This window comes from uncultured Comamonas sp., assembly GCF_964277875.1.
Taxonomy (GTDB): Bacteria; Pseudomonadota; Gammaproteobacteria; order Burkholderiales; family Burkholderiaceae_C; genus Comamonas; species Comamonas sediminis.
Window position 1 is genome coordinate 1 of record NZ_CAXYJV010000048.1, and the last position, 12,206, is coordinate 12,206.

Below are 12,206 nucleotides of genomic sequence, written 5' to 3' on the forward strand. Positions count from 1 at the left end.
CTACCTGCTCGACAACGGCCAGCTTAAAAGCCAGCGTGTAATCGCTCTGCGTCCGCTTAGTCCTAGACTCCATCTTGCTTATCCCTTTGGGTAAGTCCAAGGTGTCAACGCTAATACGGACGGGTCACCTTCAACATAAGAAGTCCATGGCGCTGCTTGCGTGGCTGCCAAGCGCTGTTCCATCGCGAGCAAATCTTCATCGGTCAAAGAAGAAGGCATAAGGGCTGAGCGTTCAAGATAGGGGCTTGTGCAGCATGTCGCTCCCGTGACGAATGGGCCAGACTCCAAGGGTTTTTGTGCCGCACGTTAGGATGGAGGCTGTTTAGCAACCCTTCGGATTTTATGCCCGACAACCCGGACCCTGAGCCTCTCCCGTGCGCGACCACCTTGTCGCTGTCCTTTAGTTCTTGCCCCAGTACACCGCTGACGGTGTCTCTGCCCGTTGAAGGGAGCGCCGCATGATCGAGCTGCTCTCGGACCCGCAGATCTGGATTGGTCTCATTACCCTGGTGGTGCTCGAGATCGTTCTGGGCATAGACAATCTCATCTTTATCGCGATCCTTGCCGACAAGTTGCCGCCCCACCAGCGGGACAAGGCACGTGTCATCGGCCTGTCCCTGGCCCTGGTGATGCGCCTGGGTCTGCTCACCGCCATCTCCTGGCTGGTGACCCTCACGCAACCGCTGTTTTCCGTCGGGCCGCTCAGTTTTTCGGGGCGCGACCTGATCTTGCTGCTGGGCGGTCTGTTCCTGCTGTTCAAGGCCACGACCGAGCTGCATGAGCGCATGGAAGGCGTGAGCCTGAGCAAGTCGAGCAGCACGGTCTACGCCAGCTTTTCGGCCGTGGTCGCGCAGATCGTGGTGCTCGATGCGGTTTTCTCGCTCGATGCGGTGATCACCGCCGTCGGCATGGTCAACAACCTGGGCGTGATGATGGCGGCGGTCGTCATCTCGATCGGTGTGATGCTGTTTGCCTCCAAGCCGCTGACCCGCTTTGTCAATGCACACCCGACCATTGTCATCCTCTGCCTGAGCTTCCTGCTGATGATCGGCTTCAGCCTGGTGGCCGAAGGCCTGGGCTTCCATGTGCCCAAGGGTTATCTGTACGCCGCCATTGGATTCTCGATCCTGATCGAGACCTTCAACCAGGTGTCCTCGCGCAACGCGATCCGCCATGAGCAGCGCGTGCCGCTGCGCGAGCGCACGGCGATGAAAGTGCTGTCCTTGATGGCCGGCCGCAGCGGCAATGACCAGACCGAGCATGCGCAGGACGACCCGGGCGCTGCCGAGGCCGAGCTGACCTTTGCGCCGGAAGAGCGCATCATGGTCAGCGGCGTGCTGTCGCTGGGTGACCGCAAGGTGCGCTCGATCATGACCCCGGTCTCGGATGTGGACTGGGTGGACCTGAGCGACGATGCCGAGGCCATCCAGCGTTCGCTCAACGACAACCCGCACAGCCACTTGCCGGTGTGCATGGGCCAGGTGGACCAGCTCCAGGGTGTGGCGCGTGCCAAGGACATGCTGATGGACCTGATGCAGCATGGCGCCATCCAGCCGGCCACCATCCGCAAGCCGCTGATGGTGCCCGAAGGCGCTGGCGTGATCGCGCTGATCAATGACCTGCGCCAGTCCAAGGGCCATATGGTCATCGTCATCAACGAGTTCCATGTGATGAGCGGCGTCGTGACGCCGGTCGATGTGCTCGAAGCGATTGCCGGCGAGTTCCCCGACGAGGACGAGAGCTTCACGATCCAGCCGGTGGACGGCGAGCCCGACACCTGGATGGCCAGCGGCGCGGCCGATGTGCACATGGTGCAGCAGCTGCTGGGCTCCAATGAGCTGGTCTCGTCTGCCGATGCCTTCACCACCTTGGGCGGTCTGCTCACCGAGTTCAATGGGGCGCTGCCCCGGCAGGGCGATGTGGTGGTGATCGACGGCTGGCAGTTTGCCGTCACCGAGGCCACCGATGGCGTGATGCGCAAGATCCGCATCGAGAGGGACAAGGGCCAGATGCCTGTGGAGCACTGAGCGCCGCATCTTCGCCTCGGCCCGCAATGAAAAAGGCCTGCCCTCTCGCAAGAGTCGGCAGGCCTTGTATGTAGGGGGCCGCGAATGCGGCGGCCGCTGAACGCTGCTTACAGCGAGCCCTTGTAGTAAGCGCCCCGGTCCATGTCGACAATGTCCACGCTCAGCTGCACCAGCATGCCCTCGGGGTGGGGCGTGAACTCGCGCAGCACGGCGGCGATGCGGTCGGACAGGTCGCGCTTGGCCTCGGGCGTGCGGCCGGCCAGCAGGCGCAGCTCGGCATGCACAAAGCCGCGCAGCGCGGTGGGGTCGGCGCCAATGACGAACTGCTCGGTGCGCACGACGCGGCTCTTGAGGTCCTGCTCGTTTTGCACCTGGCCGCTGGCGATCACCGCAGCGTTGAGGGCATCGAGCAGATGGGCTTCGGGGAAGTTCTCGAGGTTGTTGGTGTATTCGATGACGAGATGCGGCATGGTGGTCTCCGTTGGAATAAAGGCAGGGAAATAAGGGGCTTGGGCGGCAGCAGGGTCAGGCCTGGAGCGGCTCAGACGGGTGTGTACGACAGCCGCACATAGATGGGCGCAAAGGCTTCGGCCTGGGTGATCTCGATCAAGGTTTCCTTGGCCAGCTCCAGCAGCGCGATAAAGGTCACCACCAGCACGGTGCTGCCTTTCTCGGGCTCGAAGATGTCCTCGAACTCGACAAAGCGCCGGCCTTGGAGGCGCTTGAGGATGGCGCTCATGTACTCCCGCACCGAGAGCTCTTCGCGGGTGATCTTGTGGGTCTGCACCAGCTTGGCGCGCTTGAGGATGTCGCGCCAGGCCTCCTGCAGCTCGGACATCTCCACATCCGGAAAGCGCGGCTGCAGCGCCTGCTCGATGAAGACTTGGGCCTTGATGAAATCGCGCCCGTACTGCGGCACGGCGCCCAGGCCCTGGGCGGCCAGCTTCATCTGCTCGTACTCCAGCAGGCGGCGCACCAGCTCGGCGCGGGGGTCTTCGGCTTCTTCACCCTCGGCCTGCTTCTTGGGCGGCAGCAGCATGCGCGACTTGATCTCGATCAGCATCGCGGCCATCAGCAGGTATTCGGCGGCCAGCTCCAGGTTGCGGCTGCGGATCTCGTCCACATAGCTCAGGTACTGGCGGGTGACGCTCAGCATCGGAATGTCGAGGATGTTGAAGTTCTGCTTGCGGATCAGGTAGAGCAGCAAGTCCAGCGGGCCTTCAAAAGCCTCCAGAAACACCTCCAGCGCATCGGGCGGGATGTACAGGTCGGTGGGCATCGCGAACAGCGGCTCGCCGTACAGGCGCGCGAGCGCCACCTGGTCCACCACCTCGGGCATGGCAGCGGCACCTGCGGCGGGGCGCGCGTCGTCCTCAGCCGTGGTCAGGTTGCCGGGGGTTGCCATGCGCGGAGGCTATGCGGGATCGAAAGCCGCTGCGGGGCCAGGCGGCCGGCAGCGGGCAGGGCGATCAATCGTGGTTGGTTTGGTACACGTAGGGCTTCTGCGCCACACGTGCGGTCTGGTACTCGGCTTGCTGCTGGCGGTCCAGATCCTTGTCCCACAGCAGGGCGCGGCCTTCGCGCTGGCCTTGTTCCAGCTCGGGCTTGTCGGCCTTGAGCTTCAGCAGGAACTGGGTGGTGTCGGATTGGTAGTCGGGGCGGCGGAAGAAAGACATAGCGTATATTTACCTCTTGTGCCTGGATTCTACCGAACCTGACCATGTCCTTCCTTACCAAATTTGCAATCGCTGCCTCCGCGCTGGCCGTTTCCGTGTTTTTGGCGGGCTGCGACCAGCAGCGCATCAAGGAACTGGAGGAGCACGTCTCGACCGAGCAGGACGTGCGCGACCGTTTTGGCGAACCCAACCAGATCTGGGACGAGGCCGATGGCTCGCACACCTTGGAGTACACGCGCCAGCCCGCCGGTGCGCAGAACTACATGATCACCATTGGCACCGATGGCAAGATGAGCGCGCTGCGCCAGGTGCTGGCCCCGGCTTACTTTGCGAAGGTGCAGCCGGGCATGGACCAGCAGGAGATTCGCCGGCTGCTGGGCCAGCCGGCCAAGCGCACCAGCTACCCGCTGAAGAACGAGGCGGAATGGGACTGGGGCTGGATTGATCCGCCCAATACCAAGATGCTGTTCACCGTGGTGTTTGATGCCCAGGGCAAGGTGCTGCGCAGCAACAGCACCCAGGTACTGCCCAGCCGCTGAGCGCGGCCTCCATCCGCCGTGATAGGCCCCCAACTGTTGCGGATATGCCTCAGGACCTTCTGCAAAACTCCCTGCCGTGGTCTGAACGCGGGCTCGGGTGATCCGCTGCGTGGTCTTCCTTGTCAATAGCTACCGCTATGGACCGCGAAAGACGCCTTGCGTCTCATCCCGATCCGCGCCCATCCCGCTGGCGAGGGTCTTGCAGAAGATCCTTTACCGTAACGGGCTGAAACTCTTTAAAATTCGGGTTTATACCTAGCACTACCCCTGCCAGGCAGCCCCGCGCGCCACCCTTGCGCGGGCATGAAACTTGCTGTCCACCCGACATGTCCTCACCGCTATCCCGCCCCACCGCGCCCACGGGCCTGCCCGGCACCGTGGCCGTTGCCCCTGCTGCGCTGCCGGGGCCTGCCATGCGCCATGGCCGCTTTGAAGATGCCCAGGCGCTGTTCACCGGCTCGCTGTTTGTCTCGATCACCTTGGGCCTGTTTGCGCAGGCGGGTTTGCTGACGGGCAGCACCGCTGGGCTGGCGTTTTTGCTGCACTACGCCACGGGACTGCCGTTTGGTGCGATTTTCTTCGCGATCAATCTGCCCTTTTACTGGTTTGCCTGGACGCGCATGGGGCCGGAGTTCACCGTCAAGACCTTTATCTCGGTGGCCATGCTGGCGCTGCTGGTCGATATCGGCCCGCGTTTCATCCATATCGACTACCTGAATCCGCTGTATGCCGCCATCGCCGGTGGCCTGCTGATGGGCACCGGCTGCCTCTTTTTGGCGCGCCACCGCTCCAGCCTGGGCGGCGCCACCATCGTGTCGCTCTACCTGCAGGACCGCTATGGCATCCGCGCCGGCAAGGTGCAGATGGTCATCGACTGCACGGTGGTGCTGCTGGCGTTGTGGGTCGTGCCATTCGAGCGCGTGGCCTACTCGGTGCTGGCCGCCGTCGTGATGAGCGTATTCCTGTGGATCAGCCACCGGCCCGGTCGCTACGCCGGTAACTGAGCGCTCTCAAAACCGGGTGATTCAGGGCCCGTTGGGGATGGCGGTTTCTGCTGCCGCAGCAGGCCTGGCTGGCGGCATTGGAGGGGTGGGTGCGGGCGCTTGCGTTGCCAGCGGCTCGGTGGGCTGCGGCGGCGGGAAGGTTTCGCCCGGTCTGCGCTCCCGGTAGCGCACGCTTATGCCGCTGTTGTCCTGCTCCTCGCCGGTCGCCATGTCATAGGCCTTGCCTACACCCTTGCCCACGACCTTGACAGTGCCCACCGCCGCATCGGCGGCCAGCCCCACTGCCGAGGCGGTCACGCTGACGGCTGCAGCGCCGACTGCCACGACGCTGCAGCCGCCCAGCAGCGATGCGAAGGCGCAGTAAAAAGCCCCTGCGGCTACGGAGCGCAGGGGCTGCAAGAGGCAGCGGTCAGCGGCCATCGAGATCAATGGATGCGCATGCCTGGCTGCGCGCCAGGGAGGGGCTCCAGCACATAGATGCCAGGGTGGGCCTTCTCGTCGGCATGGCTGGCGGCCAGCACCATGCCTTCGGAGATGCCGAACTTCATCTTGCGCGGCGCCAGATTGGCGACCAGCACGGTGAGCTTGCCTTGCAGCTGCTCCGGCGTGTACATGCTGCTGATGCCGCTGAACACATTGCGGGTCTTGGGCTTGCCGTCTTCACCCTTTTCACCAACGTCCAGGGTCAGCTGCAGCAGCTTGGTCGAGCCTTCCACGGCCTTGCATTCGACAATCCTGGCAATGCGCAGGTCGATGCGGGCAAAGTCGTCGATGCCGATGGTCTCGGCCAGCGGCTCGCCGCCGGGGGCGTTCGGGTCCACCACGGCTTCGGCTTTCTTCTCGGCCTTCTTGGCCTTGGCAGGCGCTGCAGCGGCCGCCGCCTTTTCCTGGCTGGCAGGGGTTTCGAACAGCGCTTCGAGCTGCAGCGGGTCCACCCGTTGCATCAGGTGCTGGTAGACGCCAATCTGGTGGCCAGCGCCCAGCGGCTTGTCCACGTCGGCAAATTGCTCGGGCGGCACGATCAGGAAGTTCGCCACTTCGGCAGCCACACCCGGCAGGATCGGCTTGAGGTAGATGGTCAAGATGCGGAACGCTTCGATGCAGACCGTGCAGACATCGTGCAGACGCTGCTCCATGCCGTCCTTCTTGGCCAGCTCCCAGGGCTTGTTGGCATCGACATAGCTGTTGACCTTGTCGCACAGCTGCATGATCTCGCGGGCGGCGCGGGCGGTGTCGCGTGCCTCGTAGGCGGCCACAATCGCCTCCTTTTGCGCGCGCAGCACGGCCAGCAGTTCCTGGCCGTCGGCGCTCACCTCGCCCAGGCGGCCTTCAAAGCGCTTGCTGATAAAGCCGGCAGCGCGTGAGGCGATGTTCACGTACTTGCCGATCAGGTCGGAGTTGACGCGCAGCATGAAGTCTTCGGCGGTGAAGTCGACGTCTTCGTTCTTGCCGTTGAGCTTGGCGCCCAGGTAGTAGCGCAGCCACTCGGGGTTCATCTTGAGGGCCAGGTACTTGAGCGGATCGAGGCCGGTGCCACGGCTCTTGCTCATCTTCTCGCCGTTGTTCACGGTCAGGAAGCCATGCACGCAGATCTTGGTGGGTGTCTTGCGGCCGCTGAACTTCAGCATCGCCGGCCAGAACAGGGTGTGGAAGGTGATGATGTCCTTGCCGATGAAGTGGTACTGCTCCAGCGCCGGATCGGCCATGTAGGTGTCGTAGTCCTCGCCACGCTGGGCCAGCAGGTTCTTCAGCGAGGCCAGGTAGCCCACCGGCGCATCCAGCCAGACATAGAAGTACTTGCCTGGTGCATCCGGGATCTCGATGCCGAAGTAGGGCGCATCGCGCGAGATGTCCCAGTCGTCCAGGCCTTCGCTGGTCGAGCCATCGGGGTTGGTGCGCACGCCGAACCATTCCTTGATCTTGGCGGCCACCTCGGGCTGCACATGCTGGCCGTCCTGGGTCCACTGGGTCAGGAACTCGACCGCGCGCGGGTCGGACAGCTTGAAGAAGAAATGCTCCGAGCTCTTCATCACCGGCTTGGCGCCGGACAGCGCCGAGTAGGGGTTGACCAGATCGGTGGGCGCATAGACGGAGCTGCAGACTTCGCAGTTGTCGCCATACTGGTCCTTGGCGTGGCAGCGGGGGCATTCGCCCTTGATGAAACGGTCCGGCAGGAACATGTTCTTCTCCGGGTCGAAGAACTGCTCGATGGTGCGCGTCTCGATAAAGCCGGCAGCCTTCAGATCCAGGTAGATCTGCTTGGACAGCTCGTGGTTCTCGGGGCTGTCGGTATTGCTCCAGTTGTCAAAACCGATGTGGAAGCCGTCGAGGTACTGCTTGCGGCCGGCGGCGATGTCGGCGACAAACTGTTGGGGCGTCTTGCCGGCTTTTTCGGCGGCAATCATGATCGGCGCGCCATGGGCGTCATCGGCGCCGACAAAGTTGACCGCATTGCCCTGCATTCGCTGCGCACGCACCCAGGTATCGGCCTGGATGTATTCCATGATGTGGCCGATGTGGAAGTTGCCGTTGGCATACGGCAGGGCGGTGGTGACGAAAATCTTTCGTTGAGACATAGGGTTGCGGAACTTTCTAATCACAGAGAGGACGCAGGCCGGTGGCCGTTGCGGATTCTGGTCACAGGGAGGGCGGCATGGCCAGCCCTCGCGCCCGCAGGCGCTCCAGAACCGGCCAATTCTAGGCGCTTACCGGGCCAGATGGCGCGACCAGGGGATTGGCAGGGCCTGCCTGCCGGCTGCCCCAGCCGAAAAAGGCGCAGACCTCGTCGCGCCGCGCCATCGTGTCGGCCCGGCCCAGCGCCATCAGCGCCCGGGTGTAGCCCGGCTCGAACAGCAGGTAGCTGGCCAGCGCAGCGCTGCCGACGTTCTGGCTGTGCACCGACACGCCCATTGCGCCCAGCAGCGCCCGCACCGGCGTGGGCAGCTCCTGCAGGTGCGCCAGCGCCAGCGCATCCAGCGACTGCGACGGCGTGATCACCAGCAGATCGAGCGGCCGCAGTGCGCTGCGGGCACGCTCGGCCTCGGGGATCAGGCTCAAGGTGTGGTTGATGCGCTGGGCCCGCTCCACGTCCACTGACAGCGCATCGAGAAAGATCGTGGACAGCGCATGGCCGGCCACCTGGGCCAGCGACGGGAACGGCGGGTGCTCACCCTGGGGCAGGTTCAGCACCTCGTGCGAGCGGCCCACACCGACCACCACAATGCGCTGGGCGCCCAGATGCACCGCAGGGGCCAGCGGGGCGGTCTGGCGCATCGCGCCGTCGCCCAGGTAGTTGTACTGGCCGCGCAGCATCAGCTCGGCGGGCGGGAAGATGAAGGGAATCGACGACGAGGCCATCAGGTGCTGGTGGCTGATGCGGTCCTGGATGGCACGGCGCTGCGTGCGCGACCAGCTGGGGACATGGGGGCCGGCTTCGTAGAAGGTGATGTGCTCGCCGGTGGTGTAGCTCGATGCAGTGATGGCCAACGCCGACAGCGTGCCTTTGCGCAGCAAATGGGGGATTTTCTCCAGGGGCAGCTCGGCCTGCAGCAGCTCCAGCAGCGGGGCGTTGTCCAGCAGCGAGCGGGGTTTGCTGTGGTGCCAGCGGGTCAGCGCCCAGCCCAGGGTCAGCAGGCTGAGCCAGCGCGCCCCGCTGCGCATGACCCCAAAGGCATCGGCGCGGTAGACCTGGCTGGTGGAGAAGTTGCGCCACACCCGCGAGAGCCGCTGCACCGCCAGGTCGAAATGCTCAGCGCCACAGGCCAGGCCGGCCGCATTGATCGCGCCGGCCGAGGTGCCTACTGCTATCGGGAAGGGCGTGGGCGCATGGTCGGCCCCGGCGTTCTGGCGCAGGCGCGACAGCGCCTGCAACACCCCCACCTGGTAGGCGGCGCGCGCGCCGCCCCCCGACAGCACGATGGCGGTGGCAGCGGAATGGGGGCTGTAGTGCAGAGCGGCAGACATGGGCAGCACCATAGCCGAAACGGGGGTGCTGCGCCAAGTGGCGCTGTCGCTGCGCTATCCGCAATGCCCCATCGTCAGGCTTTCGCCGCCGCCTTTTTCAGCAAGGTCGCCAGTTCCAGGTTCTGCAGCAGCACGATTTTCTGGTCACGGGCAAACGTGCGCGCGTTGTCACTGAGCTCGCCTTGCAGCAGCACATAGACGCTGGCGGCGCCCGCCTGGCTGGCGGTCTCATGCAGCGCGCGCAGCGGCTCGATGCCATGTACGCCGGCCTTGCTGCGCTTGGTTTGCACCAGCGTGGTCTGGCCGTTGCGCGCCAATTGCAGATCGGCGGCGCCTTGCTGCACCGGGGTGACGGTATAGCCTTCGGCCTGCCAGGCGCGGCTCAGCCAGGCCTGCAGGTCGCGGCTGGACAGGGCGCTGGCCTGCGCCAGCAGCGCCTGGCTGGCCGCAGCGCTGGGCTGGTTCCACTGGCGCTTGGCGGCCATGGCGCCGATCACGAAGAATGGCAGGCTGCCAGCTGCGCCGACAAAGCGGATGTCCTTGGGCAGCAGCGCCAGGCACAGCACCACGATGATGGCTCCGACCACCACACTGATCCACCACGACGAGCGCAGCAAGATCGCAAACACGGAGTTCTCGGCCATTTTCAGTTTCACGGGTGCAGGTCTTTCAAGAGGTGCAGGGGAAAAGCCCAGATTGTCGCTGGTTCGCAAGGGCAAGCGCGGTTCGCTAGACTTATTGCTGTCTCAGGAATAGAAAACACGATGACAGTGACCGAAACCGCGCTACTGGCCGCGCTGGCCAGCGTTCAAGACCCGCATACGGGCAAAGATTTTGTCAGCACGCGTGCCGTGCGCAACCTCCAGATCCATGGCGGCGATGTCGCCTTTGATGTGGAGATGGGCTACCCCGCCAAAAGCCTGGTGCCGCAGTTGCGCAGCCAGTTCGTGGCGGCTGCCAAGGCGGTGCCGGGCGTCGAAAACGTCTCGGTGACCATCAGCAACAAGGTGATCACGCATGCCGTGCAGCGCGGTGTGCCGCTGATCCCCGGTGTGAAGAACATCATTGCCGTCGCATCGGGCAAGGGCGGCGTGGGCAAGAGCACCACCACCGCCAACCTGGCGCTGGCGCTGGCGGCCGAGGGCGCAAGCGTCGGCGTGCTGGATGCCGATATCTACGGCCCCAGCCAGACGATGATGATGGGCGTGGACGGCAAGCCCGAGAGCAGCGATGGCAAGACCATGGAGCCCAAGCTCAACCATGGCGTGCAGGTGATGTCGATCGGCCTGCTGGTCGACCAGGACCAGGCGATGATCTGGCGCGGCCCGATGGCCGTGCAGGCGCTGGAGCAGATGCTGCGCCAGACCAACTGGGCCGGCCTCGACTACCTGTTGATCGACATGCCACCGGGCACCGGCGACATCCAGCTGACCCTGAGCCAGCGCGTGCCGCTGACCGGTGCGGTGATCGTCACCACGCCGCAGGACATCGCGTTGCTCGACGCGCGCAAGGGCATCAAGATGTTCGAGAAGGTGGGTGTGCCGCTCCTGGGCGTGATCGAGAACATGGCGATGCATGTCTGCACCCACTGCGGCCATGTGGAACATATCTTTGGCGCCGATGGCGGCAAGCACATGGCGGCCGCCTACCAGCTCGACTACCTCGGTGCGCTGCCGCTGTCGATGCAGATCCGCGAGCAGGCGGACAGTGGTACCCCCACCGTGGTGGCGGCGCCTGACAGCGAAGTGGCGGCCATCTACAAGCAGGTGGCCCGCAGCATCGCGGTCAAGATCGCGCAGCAGGCCAAGGACTTCTCGTCGAAGTTCCCGACCATCTCCGTCAGCAGCAACACCTGATGAACCTGCTCGCTGCCATGCGCTACCTGGCCGCGCTCCATGCGCATGGCCATTTCGCGCGGGCAGCACAGGCCTGCCATATCACCCAGCCGGCACTGTCCAACGCGCTGCGCGCGCTGGAGGCGGAGTTTGGCGTGGCCATCGTGCGCCGGGGCCGGGTGTTTGCCGGTTTCACGCCCGAGGGCGAGCAGGTGCTGCAGACCGGCCTGGAGATGCTGCAGAGTGAGGCGCGCCTGCGCCAGCGCCTGAGCGCCCAGGCGGGCCAGTTGCAAGGGCAGCTGCGCATGGCGGCCGTGCCCACGGCCATGCCGATGCTGCTGCGCTTTGCCAGCCTGCTGCGCCGCCAGCATCCGGGCCTGGTGCCGGTGCTGCATGCGATGAGTTCCCCCGATATTGAACGTGGCTTGGAAGAGCTGAGCCTGGACCTGGCGCTGGGCTACAGCGACCGCATCCGCCGCCCGCGCACCCATTGCGCGCCCCAGTACCAGGAACACTACTACCTGTTGCAAGCGGCGCCGCACCCGGCCTGCGTGGGCGATACCTTGCATGCCGCCGAGCCGCTGCGCTGGGCCCAGGCCGCGCAGCAGCCGCTGTGCCTGCTGACGCCCGACATGCACAACCGCCAGATCGTCGAGCGCAGCTTTTTGGCCGTGGGCGTGCTGGTGCAGCCGGCGATGGAGACCAATTCCGTCCAGGCCTTGCTGCAGGCGGTGGGTGAGGGCCAGGTGGCCAGCATCGTTCCGGGCGCCGTGTTGGCCACCGTGCGGCACACACCTGGCCTGCGCGCCTGGCCGCTGGTGGAGCCGGTGGTCGAGAGCGAGGTCGCCTTTCTCTACCAGCAATCTCAGCAGGGCATGCCCGCGATGGAGGCGGCGCGCGCGCTGATGGCGCAGGACGAATGGCAGCAGCAGTGCCTGCAGCATGCCGGCGCCTTGGCAGCGGCCCCGCCAGACCAAGCATAGTTTTGCGAATGCCGGCATTGCGGCATTGAATTTGACGCGGGGCGGGCAGCGGGTTGAAATGCAGGGCTCTAAGAACGTGTTCACGATCTCTACGCAGCCGCGTTGGAGTGCAATCGGGATGAGTTCGAAGGGCTGGTCCGCAGCTTGCACCGGGGTGCAAGCAAGGGCCAGCGCGCAGA

The 12,206-nt window shown here is 64.8% G+C and carries 12 protein-coding genes; 5 read left to right on the forward strand and 7 right to left on the reverse strand.

Translation table 11 applies throughout. The features are described 5' to 3' along the window. Positions 1–461 precede the first annotated feature (461 nt). Complete coding sequence (locus tag ACHWUQ_RS20340; RefSeq protein WP_394682279.1) at positions 462–2,027, forward strand: transporter associated domain-containing protein; 1,566 nt, start codon at positions 462–464, stop codon at positions 2,025–2,027. A 107-nt stretch (positions 2,028–2,134) separates the two neighbouring features. Here ACHWUQ_RS20340 and ACHWUQ_RS20345 read toward each other — a convergent pair whose 3' ends face one another. The 3 genes from ACHWUQ_RS20345 to ACHWUQ_RS20355 form a co-directional block, all read right to left on the reverse strand. Then, entirely contained in the window at positions 2,135–2,497 is a 363-nt protein-coding gene (locus tag ACHWUQ_RS20345) for a 5-carboxymethyl-2-hydroxymuconate Delta-isomerase (RefSeq protein ID WP_239809226.1), read from the reverse strand. 71 nt (positions 2,498–2,568) lie between these two features. Continuing rightward, positions 2,569–3,366 (reverse strand): ScpA family protein, encoded by a 798-nt coding sequence (locus ACHWUQ_RS20350; RefSeq protein WP_230775496.1) that lies wholly within the window; start codon positions 3,364–3,366, stop codon positions 2,569–2,571. 130 nt (positions 3,367–3,496) lie between these two features. Further along, on the reverse strand, positions 3,497–3,703 hold the full coding sequence (locus ACHWUQ_RS20355; protein WP_021026491.1) for a DUF3460 family protein: 207 nt from the start codon (positions 3,701–3,703) through the stop codon (positions 3,497–3,499). Positions 3,704–3,747: 44 nt separating this feature from the next. On the opposite strand from ACHWUQ_RS20355, the gene ACHWUQ_RS20360 reads away from it, so the two are divergent. Both ACHWUQ_RS20360 and ACHWUQ_RS20365 read left to right on the forward strand, forming a co-directional pair. Next, positions 3,748–4,242 carry an outer membrane protein assembly factor BamE gene (locus ACHWUQ_RS20360; protein WP_312412967.1) on the forward strand — a complete coding sequence of 165 codons (495 nt, stop codon included), beginning with the start codon at positions 3,748–3,750 and terminating at the stop codon, positions 4,240–4,242. Between the two features lie 326 nt (positions 4,243–4,568). Further along, positions 4,569–5,246 (forward strand): YitT family protein, encoded by a 678-nt coding sequence (locus tag ACHWUQ_RS20365; protein ID WP_312452977.1) that lies wholly within the window; start codon positions 4,569–4,571, stop codon positions 5,244–5,246. Between the two features lie 21 nt (positions 5,247–5,267). Here the strand turns inward: ACHWUQ_RS20365 and ACHWUQ_RS20370 are convergent, their stop codons facing one another. The 4 genes from ACHWUQ_RS20370 to ACHWUQ_RS20385 form a co-directional block, all read right to left on the reverse strand. After that, a complete protein-coding gene (locus ACHWUQ_RS20370; RefSeq protein ID WP_394682273.1) occupies positions 5,268–5,666 on the reverse strand; it encodes a hypothetical protein in 399 nt (132 codons plus the stop codon). Positions 5,667–5,671: 5 nt separating this feature from the next. Beyond that, positions 5,672–7,822, reverse strand: a complete 2,151-nt coding sequence (gene metG / locus ACHWUQ_RS20375; protein WP_394682274.1) for a methionine--tRNA ligase — start codon at positions 7,820–7,822, stop codon at positions 5,672–5,674. Between the two features lie 121 nt (positions 7,823–7,943). Further along, positions 7,944–9,209: a patatin-like phospholipase family protein gene (locus tag ACHWUQ_RS20380; protein ID WP_394682275.1), complete on the reverse strand. Its 1,266-nt coding sequence runs from the start codon at positions 9,207–9,209 to the stop codon at positions 7,944–7,946. Positions 9,210–9,283: 74 nt separating this feature from the next. After that, positions 9,284–9,865: a restriction endonuclease gene (locus ACHWUQ_RS20385; protein ID WP_394682276.1), complete on the reverse strand. Its 582-nt coding sequence runs from the start codon at positions 9,863–9,865 to the stop codon at positions 9,284–9,286. A gap of 108 nt (positions 9,866–9,973) precedes the next feature. Here ACHWUQ_RS20385 and apbC point away from each other — a divergent pair, with 108 nt between their 5' ends. Together apbC and ACHWUQ_RS20395 are read left to right on the forward strand one after the other, a co-directional pair. After that, on the forward strand, positions 9,974–11,065 hold the full coding sequence (gene apbC, locus ACHWUQ_RS20390; RefSeq protein ID WP_394682277.1) for an iron-sulfur cluster carrier protein ApbC: 1,092 nt from the start codon (positions 9,974–9,976) through the stop codon (positions 11,063–11,065). Next, entirely contained in the window at positions 11,065–12,027 is a 963-nt protein-coding gene (locus tag ACHWUQ_RS20395; protein ID WP_394682278.1) for a LysR family transcriptional regulator, read from the forward strand. The genes apbC and ACHWUQ_RS20395 overlap by 1 nt, the downstream gene beginning before the upstream one ends. The last annotated feature ends 179 nt before the right edge of the window (positions 12,028–12,206 follow it).

Coding starts and splice junctions, on each gene's coding strand:
- ACHWUQ_RS20345 (WP_239809226.1), bottom strand. CDS start 2,497: ATGCCGCATCTCGTCATCGAATACACCAACAACCTCGAGAACTTCCCC.
- ACHWUQ_RS20350 (WP_230775496.1), bottom strand. CDS start 3,366: ATGCCCGAGGTGGTGGACCAGGTGGCGCTCGCGCGCCTGTACGGCGAG.
- ACHWUQ_RS20355 (WP_021026491.1), bottom strand. CDS start 3,703: ATGTCTTTCTTCCGCCGCCCCGACTACCAATCCGACACCACCCAGTTC.
- ACHWUQ_RS20360 (WP_312412967.1), top strand. CDS start 3,748: ATGTCCTTCCTTACCAAATTTGCAATCGCTGCCTCCGCGCTGGCCGTT.
- ACHWUQ_RS20365 (WP_312452977.1), top strand. CDS start 4,569: ATGTCCTCACCGCTATCCCGCCCCACCGCGCCCACGGGCCTGCCCGGC.
- ACHWUQ_RS20370 (WP_394682273.1), bottom strand. CDS start 5,666: ATGGCCGCTGACCGCTGCCTCTTGCAGCCCCTGCGCTCCGTAGCCGCA.
- metG (WP_394682274.1), bottom strand. CDS start 7,822: ATGTCTCAACGAAAGATTTTCGTCACCACCGCCCTGCCGTATGCCAAC.
- ACHWUQ_RS20380 (WP_394682275.1), bottom strand. CDS start 9,209: ATGTCTGCCGCTCTGCACTACAGCCCCCATTCCGCTGCCACCGCCATC.
- apbC (WP_394682277.1), top strand. CDS start 9,974: ATGACAGTGACCGAAACCGCGCTACTGGCCGCGCTGGCCAGCGTTCAA.
- ACHWUQ_RS20395 (WP_394682278.1), top strand. CDS start 11,065: ATGAACCTGCTCGCTGCCATGCGCTACCTGGCCGCGCTCCATGCGCAT.